This window comes from Flavobacterium sp. H4147 (genome assembly GCF_029360735.1).
Lineage (GTDB): Bacteria > Bacteroidota > Bacteroidia > Flavobacteriales > Flavobacteriaceae > Flavobacterium > Flavobacterium endoglycinae.
The window spans coordinates 1114182-1134590 of the sequence record NZ_JARKNB010000002.1 but is presented as its reverse complement, the minus strand read 5'-3'; the positions used below and the strand labels follow the sequence as shown (position 1 = coordinate 1134590).

12 protein-coding genes are annotated in these 20409 nt (G+C 34.2%); 2 read left to right on the top strand and 10 right to left on the bottom strand.

All coding sequences use genetic code 11. From position 1 onward, the window contains the following. Positions 1 to 150 precede the first annotated feature (150 nt). Positions 151 to 2781: a valine--tRNA ligase gene (locus P2W75_RS12785; protein WP_276380749.1), complete on the top strand. Its 2631-nt coding sequence runs from the start codon at positions 151 to 153 to the stop codon at positions 2779 to 2781. Positions 2782 to 2914: 133 nt separating this feature from the next. Here P2W75_RS12785 and P2W75_RS12780 read toward each other — a convergent pair whose 3' ends face one another. The 7 genes from P2W75_RS12780 to P2W75_RS12750 form a co-directional block, all read right to left on the bottom strand. Continuing rightward, the gene (locus P2W75_RS12780) at positions 2915 to 5830 is read right to left on the bottom strand and encodes a S8 family serine peptidase (protein ID WP_276380748.1); all 2916 of its coding nucleotides are present in this window, start codon (positions 5828 to 5830) and stop codon (positions 2915 to 2917) included. Positions 5831 to 6225: 395 nt separating this feature from the next. Next, the gene (locus P2W75_RS12775) at positions 6226 to 7545 is read right to left on the bottom strand and encodes an APC family permease (RefSeq protein WP_276380747.1); all 1320 of its coding nucleotides are present in this window, start codon (positions 7543 to 7545) and stop codon (positions 6226 to 6228) included. Positions 7546 to 7739: 194 nt separating this feature from the next. After that, entirely contained in the window at positions 7740 to 9968 is a 2229-nt protein-coding gene (locus P2W75_RS12770) for a TonB-dependent siderophore receptor (RefSeq protein WP_276380746.1), read from the bottom strand. Positions 9969 to 10213: 245 nt separating this feature from the next. After that, the gene (locus P2W75_RS12765; protein ID WP_276380745.1) at positions 10214 to 10939 is read right to left on the bottom strand and encodes a DUF4198 domain-containing protein; all 726 of its coding nucleotides are present in this window, start codon (positions 10937 to 10939) and stop codon (positions 10214 to 10216) included. A gap of 144 nt (positions 10940 to 11083) precedes the next feature. After that, entirely contained in the window at positions 11084 to 13513 is a 2430-nt protein-coding gene (locus P2W75_RS12760; protein WP_276380744.1) for a TonB-dependent receptor, read from the bottom strand. A 153-nt stretch (positions 13514 to 13666) separates the two neighbouring features. Then, positions 13667 to 14818, bottom strand: a complete 1152-nt coding sequence (locus tag P2W75_RS12755; protein ID WP_276380743.1) for a PepSY domain-containing protein — start codon at positions 14816 to 14818, stop codon at positions 13667 to 13669. A gap of 94 nt (positions 14819 to 14912) precedes the next feature. Further along, positions 14913 to 17240, bottom strand: coding sequence for a TonB-dependent receptor (locus P2W75_RS12750; protein WP_276380742.1), 2328 nt, complete (start codon positions 17238 to 17240; stop codon positions 14913 to 14915). Between the two features lie 249 nt (positions 17241 to 17489). On the opposite strand from P2W75_RS12750, the gene P2W75_RS12745 reads away from it, so the two are divergent. Continuing rightward, complete coding sequence (locus P2W75_RS12745) at positions 17490 to 18650, top strand: MFS transporter (RefSeq protein ID WP_276380741.1); 1161 nt, start codon at positions 17490 to 17492, stop codon at positions 18648 to 18650. A gap of 201 nt (positions 18651 to 18851) precedes the next feature. Here P2W75_RS12745 and P2W75_RS12740 read toward each other — a convergent pair whose 3' ends face one another. From P2W75_RS12740 to P2W75_RS12730, 3 genes are read right to left on the bottom strand one after another with little or no spacing between them, the layout of a single operon-like run. After that, positions 18852 to 19394, bottom strand: a complete 543-nt coding sequence (locus tag P2W75_RS12740) for a hypothetical protein (RefSeq protein WP_276380740.1) — start codon at positions 19392 to 19394, stop codon at positions 18852 to 18854. Between the two features lie 2 nt (positions 19395 to 19396). Further along, entirely contained in the window at positions 19397 to 19894 is a 498-nt protein-coding gene (locus P2W75_RS12735) for a DUF6265 family protein (RefSeq protein ID WP_276380739.1), read from the bottom strand. Positions 19895 to 19931: 37 nt separating this feature from the next. After that, positions 19932 to 20408, bottom strand: a complete 477-nt coding sequence (locus tag P2W75_RS12730) for a DUF6265 family protein (protein WP_207297130.1) — start codon at positions 20406 to 20408, stop codon at positions 19932 to 19934. Position 20409: the final 1 nt, after the last annotated feature.

Below are 20409 nucleotides of genomic sequence, written 5' to 3'. Positions count from 1 at the left end.
ACAAAAATTGAACCAAAGTTTCGTTTATTTGTTTAACGGTTTAATCGTTTAATTGATCTGCCTGAATGCATTTCAAAAAAATAAAACGATTAAACGACGTAACGATTAAACGAATAAACAAAAAAATAAACGATTAAACAACCTAAGTAAATGACAATTCCAGCACAATTTGACGCTAAAGCGATTGAGAATAAATGGTATGATTACTGGATGAAAAACAACTATTTTCATTCAGAACCAGATCATAGAACACCTTACACTATTGTAATTCCGCCGCCAAACGTCACTGGAGTCCTTCATATGGGACACATGCTGAACAATACCATTCAGGATGTATTAATTCGTAGAGCTCGTTTGAAAGGATTTAACGCTTGCTGGGTTCCAGGAACAGATCACGCTTCTATTGCTACTGAGGCAAAAGTTGTGGCGAAATTAAAATCAGAAGGAATCAATAAAAATGATTTATCTCGTGAAGAATTCCTTGAACACGCTTGGGACTGGACGCATAAATATGGCGGTACAATCTTAGAACAGCTTAAAAAACTTGGGGCTTCATGCGACTGGGAGCGCACTAAGTTTACTATGGATCCTGATATGTCCGCAGCTGTAATTCATTCTTTTGTTGATTTATATAACAAAGGATTAATTTACAGAGGATACCGTATGGTAAACTGGGATCCTGAAGCAAAAACGACTTTATCTGATGAAGAAGTTATTTATGAAGAACAACAAGGAAAATTATTTTTCTTAAAGTATAAAATTGAAGGAACTGAGGAATTTTTAACAATTGCCACAACACGTCCTGAAACTATCTTTGGAGATACTGCAATCTGTATCAATCCAAACGATGAGCGTTTTACTCATTTAAAAGGTAAAAAAGCAATCGTACCAATCTGCGGAAGAGTAATTCCGATTATTGAAGATGAATATGTAGATGTAGAATTCGGAACTGGATGTTTGAAAGTTACTCCGGCTCACGACGTAAACGATAAAACATTAGGAGAAAAACACGATCTTGAAATCATTGATATTTTTAATGAAGATGCTTCTTTAAACAGCTTCGGATTACATTATCAAGGAAAAGATCGTTTTGTGGTTCGTACTGAAATTGCAAAAGAATTAGAAAAAATTGGAGCTTTGGCTAAAACCGAAATCCACTTAAATAAAGTAGGAACATCTGAAAGAACCAAAGCCGTAATCGAACCTAGATTATCTGACCAATGGTTTTTGAAAATGGACGAATTGGTGAAACCAGCAATCAAAGCAGTTTTAGAATCTGATGAAATTAAATTACATCCAAAACGTTTCGAAAACACCTATGCACACTGGTTAAACAACATTCGTGATTGGAATATCTCTCGTCAGTTATGGTGGGGACACAGAATTCCAGCTTACTATTATGGAGATGGAAAAGAAGATTTTGTGGTGGCAGAAAGTATTGAAGATGCCTTAAAGTTTGCACAAGAAAAAACCAATAACCCACAATTAACAATCGACAATCTTAAACAAGATGTTGACGCGTTAGATACATGGTTTTCGGCTTGGCTTTGGCCAATGTCGGTTTTTGACGGAATTAAAAATCCTGATAATGCTGATTTTAAATATTACTATCCAACAAATGATTTGGTAACCGGACCAGATATTTTATTCTTCTGGGTTGCGAGAATGATCATTGCAGGATATGAATATACAGATGAAAAACCTTTTAAAAATGTATATTTAACAGGTTTAGTACGTGATAAACAAGGCCGTAAAATGTCTAAATCATTAGGAAACTCTCCTGATCCTTTAGATTTAATTGATAAGTTTAGTGCCGATGGTGTTCGTGTTGGATTGCTTTTAAGTGCTTCAGCAGGAAATGATATCATGTTTGATGAAGAATTATGTGTTCAAGGAAAAGCATTTTCAACTAAAATCTGGAACGCTTTAAAATTGATAAAAGGTTGGGAAACTGCAGAAATTGCACAGCCAGAATCTTCGAAAAAAGCAATCGAATGGTACGAGGCTAAATTCCAGCAGACTTTAGCTGACATCGAAGATAATTTTGAAAAATACAGAATTTCAGATTCGTTAATGGCTATTTACAAATTAGTTTGGGACGATTTCTGTAACTGGTTCCTTGAAATGATCAAACCAGCCTACCAACAGCCAATTGACAGCGTTACTTTAGCGAAAGCGGTTGAAATGTTAGAAAATAACTTGAAATTATTGCATCCGTTTATGCCATTCCTTACAGAAGAAATCTGGCATTTAATAACAGAAAGAACTGCTGATGAAGCTTTAATTGTTTCAACTTGGCCAGAAGTAAAACCGTTTGATGCAAAATTAATTACTGATTTTGAAAATTCAATTGAAGTTATTTCTGGAATCAGAACGATTCGTAAAGAGAAAAATATTGCCAATAAAGACAGTATCGAATTAAAAGCGATTAACAATGAAAACGTTTCGACTTATTTTGATTCTGTTATCACGAAATTAGGAAACATTACCGCTTTTGAATACGTTTCTGAAAAAGTGGACGGCGCTTTATCTTTCCGTGTCAAATCAAATGAATACTTCATTCCAATTACTGGAAATATTGATGTAGAAGCCGAAATTAAAAAGCTGACAGATGAATTGGATTACATCAAAGGATTCTTGAAATCTGTTGAAGCAAAACTTTCAAACGAGAAATTCGTAAACGGAGCTCCGGAAAAAGTTTTAAATATGGAAAAACAAAAACAAGCCGATGCTTTGGCAAAAATTGCTACAATCGAGCAGAGTTTAGCAGGTTTAAAATAAGAACTTGTTTTCTAAATATAGAAAATCCCAATACTTATTTTAGTATTGGGATTTTCTTTTCAATAACCATTTGAATGCAGGGCAAAAAAGATATTTTCTACAGATTCAAATGAAAGAATGGTAACACTAGAAATTAGTTTTTAATTATTTTTCTAGCCGTTACAGTTCCATTTTCAGAGAAGAATTGTACAATGTAAATACCTGCCGGATGTTTGGCAATATTGACATTAAATTCTTTCTGTTTGTTGGTTTTTTCTTCAAAAACAGTTCCGTTATAGATACTCGATATTTTTAAAGTTCCTTTTTCCTCATTATTGATGTTTATTTTGAAAACGCCATTTGTAGGGTTAGGATAAATCGTAAATACTCTTGATTGTTCTGCTTCTTTCAGTGTGATATCTCCAGTGCTGCGTTGAGGTTTTCCAGCTTTTACAAGAGCAAAACGCTCACCGCCTTCTAATTCGCCTTTCAGGTCTTCTTGAACTACATCTAAAATAATTTGTTCTTCGGCAGGGAAATCTTTAGCTACCCTGAAATCAAAAGTGATTCCAAAAGTTTCGCCGTTGTCGATAGGTAAATTAGTAAGTGCAGCTTCTCTCGAAGTAATAAGGATTTTGTTTTTATCGATAATTTTTACGCTTCTTAAACTTCCATTTGCTTGCGCTCTTTCAAATAATTTTTCATCAAGAGTTGCCTCAATTGTTCCTCCTAATTCAAAGAAATTATTTTTAAGTTCTTCATTGTAGCCTCTATCTAAGAATTTAATATTGACTGCTTTTGATCGTATTCCTCTTATGAAAACCGCAGTTGGTAAAACAACATCAGTCGTATTTAAGTTGTAAACGCTGAGGTTCTTCCACGCAATATTATTATTGTTTTTTGCATTGGCACCAATTCCGATATTGTTTACTTCATTGAACATAGGATCGCCTAAAGCTTCAATTCTGGCAGTTAAACAAAAATGATGCTGATCATATGTAAAATCTGCTGGGTTTGGCGGATACCACGGAATCATTACAATGGCGCTGTTTCCTGCGGGAATTGCCGGAATGTAAGCTTCTCCAATATAATCACCATGCAATACAGATCCTACGCTGAAGTTTACGAAGTTTGTTGGCCAAGTTAATCCAGTAGATGCTTTCGCAAAATATAGTTTAACTTTTGCGGCTGAATTTGGAGCAGTTCCTTTATTGTAAACGCGTATGTAAACGGCATTTGGAGAACTTACTTTGTATTCAGGATTTTCGTGAGTAAGTCCGGCATCTGGATTTTGTCTTACCCAGATATCATCGCTAATCCACATAGGTCCTGAATCTGGATTTGGTTCGATTCCAGTATCAAAAGGACGGTCTTTTATGTAAAGATCGGTTAGAGGAGCTGTAATTCCGGTAACAATTACAGAATATTTTTGCAGGTTGTTAACCAAAGTTCCTTTGTGGGAAATATTTATAGTATAATTTCCTGAAGCCCCGTTGATGATGATTTTTTCATATGGATCTTTTGTATTGTCGCCTGTATTATTGGTAGTGGCAGTGACTAATCTATATGGGAAAACGGTTCCTGACGAATTTGTAACACGTATATCAAGATCATTTACAAGTTTGGCAGTTGCAATATTTGGAGTGCTTCCAGAATATGCTACGCCAGCAGGATCTGTCCATGAAATAGAAGCAATCAACGGATTTACACCATCAGAAGTGACACTGAAACTGTATGAACTTCCGTTGTTTAAAGTGTTTTCGTCAATAATGGCTAATGTTCCTTTTTTGGTAATCGTTTCGGCTGCGAATTTAGCATTCAGCAGTCCCCATCCAAATATAGCGTCAGGGCCAGGAGTACCGGCGTCGTCTGCGGTATGCAGTGCTAATCCTTTTAAAGTGGCAGCGCGCATAAATCCTCCCGTTTTGTTTTTATAATGCTGCTGCAATAAAAGCAATGTTCCTGTTACGTTTGGAGAAGCCATTGAAGTTCCTGTTGCGTTTCCGTAACTATTATTCGCTAAAGGCGTTATTGGATTTGTAAGTGTAGCGCTAGAATAAAGAGAAGTTCCGTTTCCGGTAAGATCAGGTTTTATTCTTAAATCGTCAGTTGGTCCCTGACTGCTCGAACTATTGATTGTTACACTGGTTAACGCTCCAGAACTGTTTATTACAGCATCGTTTGCATTGGCAATCACCAGATTATTTTTACTGGTAGCCACTCCTGTAAGTTTATCATAACTCGCAAGACCACCTATTGGACTTGTATTGGCAGTATTATCATTGCCATCATTTCCTGCCGCTTTAACCATTAAGTAATAAGGGGCATTAAACATTAAATTGTCCCAGTCTCTGGCAATAGTTTGATATGCCCCAAACTGCCAAGGAGAAATCAATACAGGTCCTCCTGGAGAACTTCTTGTTGCCCAGCCGTATGAATGATTAGAAATCAACATCCCGTTGGCAGCTGCAGATGAAGCTTCAGATAAATCACTATTCCAATCGTTGGTTTTGGCCGTTGCCTGATAAGCCATTCCTTTGGCCTGTGCTATTACACCTGCGGCAACGATAGTACCGGTCACATGATTAGCGTGCTGGCTGTTGTTATTACTTGGGCTAATAGTGGTAACACCATCTAAAATAGAAACTCTCCCAGTAAACTCGTTATGTGTTGGCAGCGTCGCACCCCCATCCCAAACATAAGCCGTCATGTTTTGTCCGTTGAGGTTTAGCCCCAGACCACCGCCGGAATTTAAATAATTGGTACGAGTAGATTTTGCAGCGTCTGCATTTTCAGGTGTAAAATACACAGGTGATTTTTCGTCTGGCGTTACATCCACTAATTCGCTTAATGTACCGTCTTTGTTGATAATGGTAATGCTCCAGCCGTTGGTTCTGGCGAGACTTATGGCTCTTTCTTTTTTTCGGTCAAATTCAGCTTTGTATTGCTTACTTAATGACTGTAGTTCTGATACAGCTGTTTCAGATTTAATAATCTCAATGTCATTTTGAGTTTGGGCGTAGGTAATCCCATAACCGCAAAATAGAATAATTAGGTATAATTTTTTCATATGATTTAAGATTTAAATGGGTATTTTTTTAAGGTTTCTTTCATGATATAAAGGTGGGCTTCTGTCCTTTATAATTCTTTTTATTGTTTCCATAATTGTATTTATTTATAAGAAATATCTTTTAAAATATAATTAAACTTACTTTCTTACATAAATATCTTATTTTGTATGAAATTACTTTAATTAAAACAAATCTCCTTAAAATTGTCGAAGTGGAATAGCGTATAAATACCTGATTTTAAGTATTTTAAATTTTAAAAATTATACTTTTGTAAGACTAGAAAAATCATGAAATGTGTAGAATTAGGACAAAAACAAAAAAACGCCTCAAGTATTGAGGCGTTTTGGATAATCTATTCGATGTAGATTTTATTTTTTCAGAAGATTTATCAGTCTTACACTTTTTTATTTTTGCTTAAAACCAAAAATAGAGGATAAGAAATAATCGTAATTCCAACAATAATTATAAAGCTTTTAGGGTCACTGTAAATAAATCCTGCTAGTAATCCAATTGATGCAATAATGGCAATTATAGTCGTCCACGGATACCAAAAAGAGCGATAAGGTCTTGGTAGATCTGGTTCTTGTGCTCTTAGTTTTAAAAGTGAAAAATAAGCCAGCCCCCAAACAATAATCGAGATAAATGCAGCGAATGAAAACAATACCTCAAAAGAACCAATGCAGATTAAAAACAGACTGAAAAATGAAGAAACCAAAAGCGCGGTGATTGGTGTTCCACCTTTATTAACCTGAGTACCGCTTTTTATGAAGAATCCGTCACGGCTTAATCCATAAAGAATTCTTGGCGGAATCATCATAAAAGCATTGAGAATACTAATTAACGAAAAGATTGAAATTACTGTCACAATTTTGGCTCCACTGTCTCCGAAAAGAATCTTGGCAACATCGGCCGCTGCAAGATTTGATTTTGCAATAGTTTCAATAGGAAGTACATGAAAAAATGCTGCGTTTACTAAAACGTAAATAGCAACGACAAGCAGTACTCCGCTGAATAAAGATTTCGGAATGTTTTTGCTTGGATTTTCATTTTCTTCAGCAAAAAAACAAACTGCATTCCAGCCATTATACGTTCCAATGATGAGTTGTAATGATTTAAAAAATCCAAATATAAGCCCAATTTGGAATAGAGTAGTGTCAGTTTCAATTTTAGGAACTTGAACACCGGAATACATGAAACAAGCTACAACCAAAGCCACAAAACAAATTACTTTTAAAAAACTCGTAATCTGCTGGATGACACTTCCGTTTTTAACACCGCTTAAATGTAACAACACAAACGCCGCCAATAAAGAAATCGCCATTACCGTTGAATAATTGGCAAGAGCAGGAAATAAAATAATAATGTATTCGCTGATTACGATACAGTAAAATGCAGGCGGAATCGCATTGGTAATATAATCATACCAGCCTGAAAGAAATCCGGCATATTCTCCCAAAGCTCTTTTAATGTAATTGTAAGATCCGCCAGCTTTTGGCAGCATAGTAGCTAATTCTGAATATGAATTGGCGCCTAGTAAAATGTACAAACCTCCAAAAAGCCATGAAGCAATAATAAACCAGTAATTTTGAAGCATTTCGGCAATGGTTCCTGGAGTTCTTAAAATTCCAACTCCAATTGTTCCTCCAATTAAAACGGCAATATTAAAACTCAGGCCTAAACTTTTCTTCAGTCGGTTCTTCTTGGAATCGGTCATTTTGGATTGGTGTATTTGGAATTAATTTTCAGCAAAAATAGTATTAATTGCAGTATTTTTTTAGAAAATAAAAAGTCTCATTTAAAAACTAAATGAGACTCAAATATTGTGTGTTTTAATAAAATCCCACGGATTTCTATTTTCAAATGAAGAAAGAAAACCGCGGGATTAAAATCAAAATCTAATTCAAATTTTTAGAATTTATATTTCAGGCTTGTCATAACCTGACGTGGTGCAATTGGGTTTACACTATAATTTTCGTGAACGGTGTAATTAAGTTCATTCGTAATGTTTGATAATTTACATAAGATAGAGAACTTTCTCCAAGTATAACCAGCCGAAGCATCGATTGTTGCGTATCCTTTTATTGGAATTTCTCTGTGGTAGATACCGTCAGGATATTTCGTAAGATCTGTGCTGTATTGGTCATTCCAGCCACCTAAACGATCACCAATGTAATTTCCAATTGCCCCAACAGATAATCCTTTTAAGAAACCTTCTTGTACTGTGTAAAAGAAGCTTAAGTTTGCTGTATTAGCAGGAGTTCTAACAAGACGGTCACCTTCAATAAAACTTCCGTTTAAACCAGATGTTTTAGTATAACGCATATCGTTGTAGCTGTAACCAGCAATAATACTAAGCCCTTCGATTGGTCTCGCAGTAACGTCAACTTCAATACCTTTACTTTTTGTTTCACCGCTTAAAACTTTTACGTTTGTGTCTGTGTTTAAACTTCCGTCAGCTTTAAATTCAGCTGTCTGGGCAAGATTACTGTTTACGATTTGATAAACGGTAACATTTGTGCTTAATAATCCTTGTAAGAAGTCAGTTTTAATACCAGCTTCATATTGATCAATGATTGAAGGTGCAATTGGTTTTAAATCTGCAGTTGTTCCTGTGTTTGGCGTAAATGAAGTAGAATAACTACCAAAAATAGAAACGTCTTGTCTTGGCTGGTAGATTAATCCAAATTTTGGAGAAAATGCATTGTCTAATTTTTTTGCCCCAACTACAGGTACTGCATTTTCAGGTTTAACGGTTTGTCCAGAAGCTGTAGTGTAAGTTTCTTTATAAGTGGTAACTTCGGCTTCCTGCCATGACCAACGTATTCCTGCTAAAACTTTGAATTTCTCTGTAATGGAAATTAAATCTTGGAAATAAACACCAAAACGGTTAGTATCTGTTTTTGCAATTTGAGTTGTTCTGGCATCAGGAATAGTATTTTTTTGCGTTGACGGATCAAAATTGAAAAGATTAATCGTATCATAATTTGCTGGAGTGAAAGCAAAAGTATACGCTGTTGCAAATGAATTTTCCCAATCAGAACCTGTAAAAATCTGGTGTTTTACAGATCCTGTATTAAAGTTTCCTTGAAGGCTTAATTGATCTCCTAAAATTTGTTCTAGGTTTTCGTTTTGAACTAATGGTCTGGTCCAGTCTCCATTATCTTTTACAGTAGATAATTGCGCTGTAGATTTTGAAGTTCTATTATAAGTTTGGTAAGAACTATTGAAATTTAGTTTCCAGTTTTTGTTGAAATCATGATTTACTAATAGGGATGCGCTGGCAGATTTTGTATTACCATTAGACCAAAGTGATCCGTAAAAAGCATTTCGAGGTAAATCAAGGATTTTTGTTCCAATAATTCCCGTTCCAAAATCTGGAGTCCAGTCAGCAGATAAATAATCTCCTTGTACTGTAATTTGTGTTTTTTGACTTACCACAAAAAGTAACGATGGATTTACATAAACACGTTCGTTTTTGACAACATCTCTAAAGCTTTCAGAGTTTTCGTAAGAACCATTGATTCTAAAGGCAATTGATTTGCTTAAACCGCCATAAAAGTCAAAAGCAGGTTTGTAGTAAGAATAACTTCCCATTTGCATTGAGATTTCTCCTCCGCTTTTAAATTGAGGTGTTTTAGTGACCAAGTTTAAAATTCCGCCTGGCGCTACGTTTCCAAATAATAGGGCAGAACCTCCTTTTAGGAATTCTACTTTATCTAAACCAGAAACATCTGGAATAGAACCTGCATTATAACGAAACCCGTTTTTAAACATATTGTTGGCAGACATGTCATAACCTCTTGAAAAGAAAGATTCTTGAGCGCCTCCACGGGCAGAACCAACATACACACCATTGGCATTTTTAAGTACTTCACTTAACCTAATAGCCTGCTGCTGTTCAATAATTTCAGAACCAATAACTTGTACTGATTGTGGGTTGTCCATTGGTTTTAAACCTGAACGAACAGCGGTTACAGGTTTTGGTTCTTTGGTTTTGGTAACGATTACCTCGTTTAAAGTTTCGCCTTTTTTGTTTTTAACAGTATCATTTACAGAACCACCTTCTGTGCTTGTATAATTCTGACTGTAAGATGCAAAACTTAATAAAGATAAAAGTAATAGTAAATTATATTTCATGTTATTTATTTAGATTTAATAAAAATAAATTTCTGCAAATATATATACACGCAATACTTAGAACAGAATTTTTAGAACGATTTCTTACTTAAAACTTTATTATTTCTTTCTTAAGATTTGCTTAAGAATTAGATTTTTAAAATGAAAATATTTATAACTAGATTAAATAAAAAAACCTTGCTCAAAAGAACAAGGTTTAATTGTAAATAAACTCCTAAGTATGATCCAAAAAAATAGCTTGAAAACTATTTCACAACAATTTGGTACGTAGCCATTTTCCAGATTTCATCGTATTTTTTACCATGGTGTTCTCCAGCAGATTTTTCTGTGTAAGCAAACTCAACCATATAATTTCCTGACCAGATTGGGGTAAAAGAGATTTCTCCTTTATCATTTGTCCATAATTCTTTCTCCCAGCCGTTTGGTGCAATTACTTTTATTTTTTGAGATTTTGCAATATCACCATTGTATAATGCAGAAACTGTAATCGCAGTGTTCTTTTTGGCTGTATCGGCATTTTCAGAAAAAACACTAATTACGTTATTATTCGCTGCAGCAACATTTCCTGCGGTTTTATTTCCAACAACGACTGTAGCGCTTGAATTATAATCTAATTTCATTGTTCCGTAAACATCTTTTACTGTATGGTGCATTACAATAGTGTAAACACCATCTTCATCTGGCGTAAAGAAAGCTTGGTATTTATTGTCTAAAGCTTTTGAAGTAAGTTTGGTTTCCTTTTTAGAAGGCGAAATTACCACCAAAGTAAAATCTTTTAAATCAGAAAACCATTTATCGGCTTTTGTAATATCGTTATCAGAGAATTCTCCAAAATAAACTGAAATTTCCTGAGCTTTTCCTTTTGTTCCAGTGGTTTTGGTTTCAATCCAAAGAGCATGAGCAAAAAGCTGAGGTGCAGCAAAAAGAGCTAAAAATAAAAAGGTGATTGTTTTTAAAGTATTTGATTTCATAAGATCAAGTTTTAAAAAATTGTTTAAAATGATATTTTATACAAACATAGTTTTTTATTTAGAATAATTAAAAATAAAACAATAAAAAACCCCGAAATCATTCGTAAATAATGAAATCAGGGTTTTATGTATGTTGTGTTTTTATTAGAATTTATACGCGAAACTTGCCACAAAGTTTCTTGGTTTTTGCGGATTTACGGTTGACCAGCCTCCGTTAAAATACTCTTTGTTGGTAATATTGTTGACATTTAAGCTTACGCGAAATTTATTTGAATTGTAAAATACCGACCCATTGATTACCGTATAGGCTGGTAAAATGAATTTTCCTGTTACTTCGCTGTCTAAGATTGCATTGTCGCTCGCATAGTTTCCTCCAAATCCAAGACCGAAATTATTTAAGAATCCTTCATAAAATTTATAGCTCGCCCAAAGGTTTACTAAGTTTTTTGGCCCAGCCCAGAAAGGTCTTTTTCCTTGATCTAACCAAACATTATTTTCGTCTCCTTTTGTGATTTTGCTGTCGTTATAACTATATCCTGCAATAATGCTTAAGCCTTTTAGTGGAGCGGCGTTTAAATCAAATTCAAAGCCTTTGCTTCTGGCTTTACCACCTTGTGCACTGTACAGTGGATTGCTTGTAACAAGATTGGCAACATTAATATCGTAGTAACTCACTGTAGTGGTTAATTTATCTGAAAACAGATTTCCTTTTACGCCCAATTCTAACTGGTTGGCATGTTCTGGCTTAAAGGTTTGAGATCTTAAAAAATTCCCGTCATTGTCATAAATGGCAGTTGGAGCAATGTTTTTAAAACCATTCATGTAATTTCCAAAAATGGCCAGTTTATCTTCAATAGGCTGGTATAATAACCCAAATTTTGGTGACAAAGCAGTCTGATTGTAATTATCATTGTCAGTTTTGACACTTCCTTCAGTATCAAAATAATCAACTCTTAAACTTGCCATTGCAAGCAAAGTTGGCGTAATGTTTAATACATCTGAAACATAGGCACTGTAAGTCGCATCTTTTGAATGATAATCAGGTCCTGCTTCTGTTGAAAGAAGCTTATTAATAGATGCTTTAGTCAGGTAATTTGGGTTCTGATCGTCGAATTGTCTGATTTCTCCTTGTGGTGTAATATTATAAACGGGAGCATATCCTGTGCCTTCAAAAACCACATCTCTTTTGAAATAATCGGCACCAATTACAATACGGTTACGTAAACTGCCAATTTTGAAATCACCAGTAAAATTCTGCTGAATATCAGTAGTCGCTGTTTGTGAATTTTCGTTGGTAATCCATAATGCAAAATCTCCATTTCCGTTTTCGTTATCATAAATATACGAGTAGTATCCTCTTGATTTAGAAGTTCCTCTTGAGAATACAGTCTGCGAATTCCATTTGGATGAAATTTTATAATTTGCCTGAGCCTGCAAACTAAATCTAGGATTTTTTATAGGTAAATTATTGCTGTAAAAAGATAAATCGGTGTTGTAATTAAGCTCCTTTAAATTGGCAAACTGAACTTGGGAATCTCTTCCTAAAAACAGCATCGATGGCGTTGTTTTTTCTTCCTCCATAAATTCTGTATTCACAAGAAAATAAAGTTTCTCATTTACTTTATACGATAGAGAAGGAGCTATAAAATAAGCCGTACGAAAACCGGCATCTTGAAATGTATTTTCGGTTTGAAATGAAGAGTTGATTCTGAATAAAACAGCTTTATTATCGTCTAGCGGAGTATTTACATCTACAGTGGCTCTGTTTAATCCGAAGCTTCCGGTAAGGTATGAGATTTCGCCTCCAAAACCTTCATAAGGTTTTTTAGTAACGGTATTGATTAATCCTCCATAACTCACTAAACTACTTCCAAATAAAGTTCCCGATGGTCCTTTGATTACTTCGATTCTTTCAATGTTTGATGGATCAAGCGTTCCGTTTGTCAAACCTGGAAGTCCGTTTATGATATTAGCCTGAACTTCAAAACCTCTTAAAGAATAATAAGAACCTCCGTCGCCGCCACGTCCTGTAGATTCCCATAATTTCTGGATTCCGGGAACATTTTTTAAGGCATCTTCATAATTGGTAATAGCTTGCTCTTTCATGATTTCAGAAGAAACAACATTGTACACCTGAGGATTTTCGATATTTTTCAGCGGTAATCTCGATACGTACGTGCTTTGTTTAGGAAATGCTTTTCCCTTGTTACTGGTAATAACAACTTCTTTTAATTGTTTATTGGAAACTTTTAATTGTAAATCTAATGATGCGGTTGTATTGGCATCAACTTTAACTTGATGTTCAAGGGTTTCGTAACCGGTTAAAGAGATTTGTACGATATAAGTACCTGTTTTTACTTTGTTGAATTCAAAAGCTCCATCTTCATTGGAAACTGTTCCGTACTTAGAATTTTTAAGAATGATATTAACTCCAACAGCTGGTTCACTGTCAGATGTGGTGATGGTTCCTTTAATTTTTCCATGATTTTGCTGGGCAATTAACATGGTGGTAAAAAATAGGAAGAGGCAGAAAGTATAAAGAACGCTTTTTGTGCCTGTTTTTGAATAATTCATTTTGTCTTTTTTAGTTAGTTACCAGTTTGTTATTTAGAACGAATACAAACAAAACAAATGTAGAAAATTATACTATCCTTAACAAGAATTATTTGGAAACTTCGTCGGTTTTTTGTGATTTTAAAAGAAGGAATTTACTTGATTTTATTTGGCTTAAGAAGCTTTTTTCTTCTTTTTATTATTTCGTCCCCACCAAATTAAGAAACCTGTTATGGGTAAACTCGCTGATACGAGACTCGCAAAAAATGCCAGCACTTTTCCGGGAAATCCTAAAATGCTGCCCACATGCAGGTCGTAATTTATAAATCGGAATTTTTCACCATTATTTCTGTCGTTGTAGGTTGTGATTTTTAGATTCTTTCCTGTATATCGGTCAAATTCCATTGAGACATCATCAAAACGGTTTTTATAGCGTACAAAGGTTTGAAATGTTGCGAGAGAATCATCTGCATTCGGAACAAATAAATAATAGCTTTTTGCATTCGGATTTAAGTTTTTGGTCGTTGTGTATATTTTGTCAGTGGCTGTGTTTTCAGTGTAATGAGTAGTATCAGAAACCAGCTTTTCTTTTTCGTACGTTTTTCCGCCATTAAAAAGCCATTGTACGCCTTTATCATAACATTTAAAAGCCCAGACTAATCCTGTGAGTGCAATAATTAAAGCAAAAACCATCATATAATATCCAAGAATATTATGTAAATCGTAATTTTTACGTTTCCATTTCGTGTTGTTTTTCCATTGAAACCAAAAACGCTGTTTCGCCGCACTTTTGTTTTTCGGCCACCAAAGTATTAATCCCGTAATTAATGAAATGATAAAGAGAATAGTAGCCGTTCCTACTATTGGATCGCCAATTTTGCTGTTAAAGCAAAGCGTTTGATGCAGCATCCGCACAAAAACGAAAAACTCAAAATTATATTCTTCGAGCTTTTTTATGCTTCCCGTATACGGATCGATATAAACGTAGGTATTTTGATAATTATTCCAGTACCAGAAAGCGTCTTCATCTAATTCTTGAAAAAACCAGATGATAACCGTACGTTTATCATCATTAATAATTCTGCATCCTGAAAGTGTTTGTTGAGGATTTATTTTGTGGTTGGCTTTCTGAGCAATTTCAATTAATTTACTAATAGGAAGTTTTTTATTTTTTATCTGATCTACATGGTAATAGTCATGTACGATAGGGCGAAGTTCTTCTTCAAAAACATATAAACAGCCTGTAATGCCTAATATAACGACAATAATCCCCGAAGCTAATCCCAGCCATAAGTGTATTTTTTTTATAAAATTTTTAAATCCCATGATTTGTAATTCTATAGCTTGATTGTTAAGCTGTTATTGTTAGTAAAAAAAGCACCCCATAATTTTATAGAGGTGCTTTTTGTAGGTTTAGTTTTTAAAACTTAATCGTTAAGTTAGCCAGAATATTAGCCGGAGCCTGCGAAGTTCCCCAGAAATCCCAGTATTTTTTGTTGGTTAAATTGTTGAATTTTAAACCAATTCTCCACGAAGATTTATCATAATAAACCGTTGCATTGTAAACCGTATACGATGGCATGTAAAAAGTGTTATCGGCAGTAAAGAAATTTTTGTCTACGTAATTGGCTCCGGCACCAAATCCTAAACCTTTTAATGTATCTTGAAAAGTATATGTTGCCCAGAAGTTTGCTACATTTTCCGGAGCTCCCGTTGCTTTATTTCCTTCAATATTTGAGTTTGTAGTGGCTTTTACAATTCGGTTGTCATTGTAAGCATATCCAGCAACAATATTTAATCCGTTAACGGGAGTCGATATTACTTCAAATTCAACACCTTTACTTACTTGTTTACCATCTTGAATCGTATATCCGTTGCCATCAAGTCTGGTAGCATTATCAATAGTAATGTTATAATAACTTACAGATCCGGTAAGTTTTTTATTGAAAGCTTCGGCTTTTATTCCCCCTTCATATTGTACAGCATAAATTGGGTCTAAGACTAATTGGCTGGCATCAGGCTGCGTAACCGGCTGCATGTTTTGAAAACCATTCATGTAATTTCCAAATAACGAAACCTGATCTTTAACTACTTCATATACTAATCCTAATTTAGGAGAAAGAGCGGTTTGATGATATCCTTCAACAGTTCCTACTTTTGCTCGTTCAAAATTATCCAAACGCAAACTCAACATTGCCGAAAGTCTGTCGGTAAAATTAACCACATCGCAGGCATATACACTCAACGTTTTCTGGTCGGCAATAGGAGAAGATGTTAAAACAAGTCCGGCATCAACTGCTTTTCTTCTAATAGGAGCGAAGTTGGTTGTTACATCTATATTATCAAGTGTAAATGTTGTTCCTCCCGAAAAATTTGAACTGTATAATCTGTAATTAGCACCGGCAAGGAATTTATGTTTGATGCTTCCAGTAGAGAAAGTTCCGTTGATATTTTCCTGTATGTTAGTATAGTTATTATAGATTGGTCCCCAAAGTCCAACTCTTCTTGCAGCTTGTGTAGGTGAACTCCACACGGCATAACTCTGGTAACTGCGTTCTACATCTTCGCCAACAAATGAGAATACAGTAGTTGATTTCCAGTTTTCTGATATTTCATATTCTGCTTGAGCGAAAACTTTTGTTGCCGATGTTTTAGCATCGTTATCATCATGAAACATCGATTTTTTGTAGTTGATTTGTAATTGAGTAGGGTTTGTAATTCCCGATGTTGCTGCGTAGGTGTTGTAAGTACGTCGGGTGTTGTTTACGTTGTAAAGTTCTGCATCGAAATTAAGCGTAAGTTTGTCAGATGCTTTATATGTAAGACTTGGCGCCACCAGAATGGTATTGTTGAATCCGTAATCAAGGAAACTTTTTTCTCTGTTCACTCCAAGATTTATTCTGAATAAAACCGTTTTATCGGCATTTAAGGGCGTGTTTACATCTGCAGTAAGTCGGTTTAAATTGAAACTTCCAGCAGTATAGGATATTTCATTAGCAGGAGTTTCATGTGGTTTTTTGGTAACTAGATTGACAACACCTCCAAATGATGATACAGTAGAACCAAATAAAGTTCCAGAAGGACCTTTCATGATTTCAATTCTTTCGACATTGCCAAGATCAACAGAAGAACGGCCAGAAACAGTTTCCATTCCGTTTCGAGCATTTACACCTACCGAAAATCCTCTGAAAATCATTCCAACACCTCCAGAAGGATAACTAATTGCAACTACTCCAGGTGAATTTTGAACGGCACTTTTAATATCGACTGCAACTTGTTCCAGTAAAAGTTCTTTGTGAATTACACTGTAAACTTGAGGATTTTCAAGATTTTTAAGCGGCATTCTGGCTACATAATCCGTTTTTTTAGAAGTAATGCTTTTTTTACTGTTTACGACTACTTCTTGTAATTCTTTGTTTGAAACTTTTAACTGCAGGTTCAATTCGCTTGTTTCGTTATCGGCTACAATGACTTCTCTTTCGATAGTTTCATAACCTGCTAATGAAACCTGAAGAATATAGGTATTACTTTTTATTCTGTTAAAATCAAAAGTTCCATTGTCATTGGTAATGGTCCAATATTTTGAATTTTTTAAAACAACGTTTACACCAGCGGCGGCTTCACCGTCAGAAGTTGTAATTGTTCCTTTGATTTTTCCATTGTTTTGCTGTGAAAACATGGTTAAGAATGAAAATAAAAAACTGATTGTAAATAGAAAACGGTGTGTTTTCAGGCTAAAATATTTCATTGGCTTTTAAATTGGTTAAATGTTTTTATTTAGAATAAATAAAAACAATGCAAATGTAAAAATATTATTTTGGATGCCAAATATTCTGAGCTTTCATTTAAAGAAGATATGTTTTTGAGAAAAAATAGAGGAATTCCCTTCTTACTGGATTTATTAAAAAAGCGAAAAATCATACTTATTTAATAAAGCGTAAAAAAGACAGTTATTCATTTTAAAAGGTTTAATTTTGCACTTTGAAAAAAAGAAAGTATGATTTTCCCCTTCTTAAAAAAACTACAGTACACGCCTAAAGGATATCGTATAGCGAATACTGTCTTTTTTTTCCTTTCTGGATTTGGGTATTCGTCATGGGTATCGCGAATTCCGCATATACAAGCACAATTACATTTGTCAGAAGCTCAATTTGGAGCTGTTTTATTTGCATTTCCAATTGGTTTGATGCTTACAATGCCTTTTACCGGAAAACTGTTAAATAAATACAGCAGTCGTTATATTATGCTTTTAGGAGCGGTTATGTTTAATGTTGCCTTGTCATTGCCTGGTTTGGCAGCATTTGTCTGGCAGTTGGTTGTTATACTTTTATTTTTTGGTGCTTCTCGAAATATTTTCAATTTATCGATTAACGCGCAGTCACTTGAGGTTCAGAAATTGTATCCAAAATCGATTATAACGCGTTTTCACGCTGTTTGGAGTATTGCGGTTTTTTCGGGAGCAGGTTTAGGTTATGTAATGGTTACACAAAAAATAGCACCATCGCATCATTTATTAGGCGTGAGTATTTTTATGCTGGCACTAACGGCTTGTTTTTATCCGATGAGCATTCACAATGAGCCAGTTCCGGTTAAAAAGAAGTTCTTCTCAATGCCAGAGAAAAACTTAATAAAATTTGCTTTGATTTGTTTCGTTTCTATGGCTTGTGAAAATACGATGTACGACTGGAGCGGAATTTACTTTGAAAATATATTAAAAGCTTCTCCAAAATTAACAAGTGCAGCGTTTGTATTTTTTGCTTCGGCAGTTACGTTAGGTCGTATTTTTGGCGATTATGGCGTGATGAAATTTGGAACCAAAAAAATCCTCTTGTACAGCGGAATATTGATAACTGCAGGTTTCGGTCTTTGTTTTATTCTGCCGTATGCTTACCCCACTATATTCGGTTACGTTTTAATAGGATTTGGGGTTTCTTGTGTGGTTCCGTTAGTGTTTAGTATTGCTGGAAGATCATCAAAATTAAGCAGCGGTTCTGCTTTGACTTCAATATCTACAATTGGTTATCTTGGATTTTTATTGGTGCCGCCAATGGTTGGTTTTATCTCTGAATATCTAAGTATGAAATGGGCGTTTTTAGTAATGGCGCTTCTAGGTATTTTGATGATTTTTATGGTGAATAAAATCGGGGAGAATGAGTAGGTTTTTTAGGTTCTAAGGGACTGAGATGTTGAGATTTTAAGGTTTCTTGTTTGGACTGTTTTTTACCGCGAAGGCGCAGAGGCTTTCGCAAAGTACACTGTTTTTTCTACTTCGCTATCCTAAAAAAAGAACTCAAAGTTTTGAGAATTTCCTAGGAATGAAATATATTTTTAAAATGAATTTTCTGGAATATTTTGAAAATTAATACGGATAATCTCCACCATTTTTAATCCAATTTTCTATTTTCTTCTTTTTATTCATTGTCTCTTCATTATCAATTCCATATTGAATCTCAAAATATTTAAAATTTTTACTGAATTTTATTTTTCTAACGATCAAAAAAATTGGAAATTTTATTTTATAGAAATTATATGATCTCGCAGCTTCATTGTAAGCTTTCAATGTAGAGTTTAATGAATTATTTAAATCTGAGATCAATGAATTGGGAACAATAAACTTGTTTATTTTGTATTCATTATATTCAAACTCTTTTGAATTCTCTTTTGAACTTATTGATTTACTTTTTTCAAGGTAATACTTTAAACTGTCGTTATTGGAATTTTGTTTGAATAAAATAGAATTTCTTTCATTTAAAATAGAAACATAATTATTCCATTTTTGATTTACATCTATTTTTTGAGATTCTAACTTATTGATGATATTATTTCTAAGAAAATAAACACCAGTCAAACAAAGTAAAATGAATATAATTAAAGATAAAAGACAGCCTTTAAGCAATTTCATAATTATCTTTTAGCCATTAAAAATTTCTCAGAAGCCATTTTTCCCTTTTTCGTTCCGAAAATTTCTGCAACTAAAGAATCATTGCCTACTTTATTATAGATAATTTTATTTGGATAATCGTGTTTTGGATTTTCAAAAATAATTTGATTTTCGGAAGATGAAGTCATTTCAAAAGTGACTGGGAGTTCGTCATTTTGTCCGGGAACGGTTACTATAAAAGATAGTTTCCCATTTTTATCTTCAAGATTTACATGCTCTCCAAAAACGGTATCTTTTTCATTCACTACAAAATACGATTCGCCAAAATATACGGAGTCATTGACCTTTTTCCAGCGTTCTGTAAGTTCACCTTCTTTAGATTTATTTCCCCATTCGCCAATAAACCATGCTGCTTTATCAATGTTTTTATCTGTAACAGCATCTTCTGTTTTATTTTCTTTTTTACAAGATGTTAAAACTATTAAACCTAAAATAACTAATGGAATGTTTTTTACTTTCATGATTAATTGGTTTTGTACGTTATGGTAAATCTTAAATTTATTTCTTCGTCATTACAAATTTTTCAGAGCTTGGTTTCCCATTCAAGCTTCCAGAAATTTCAGCGGTTAAAGTATTGTTTGCAGTTTTTGTGTATTTGATTTTTTGAGGGTAATCGTGTTTCGGATTTTCAAAAACTAGTTGTTTTTCTGTTTCAGAAGTAGAAGGGAAGAAGACTGGTTTATCGTCGTTTTGTCCTTTTACGGTTGTTTTGTAGGTCAGCGTTTCTCCTAATTGTGCTAAAACAATGGTTTCAAAATGCAGAGTGTCTTTTCCTTTAATAAAATATGAAGATGCACTAAAAGTACTATCGTTTAGTTTTTGCCAATTTTCAGATAAAATGCCTTCAGGAGATGTGTTTTCCCAATTTCCAATTAACCAATCGGCTAGTTTGATTTTATCTTTTTCTACGGTTTCTTTTTTCTGGCAGGAAACAAAAGCTATTATTAGGGCAACAAGAGTAATTTTCTGAAACATA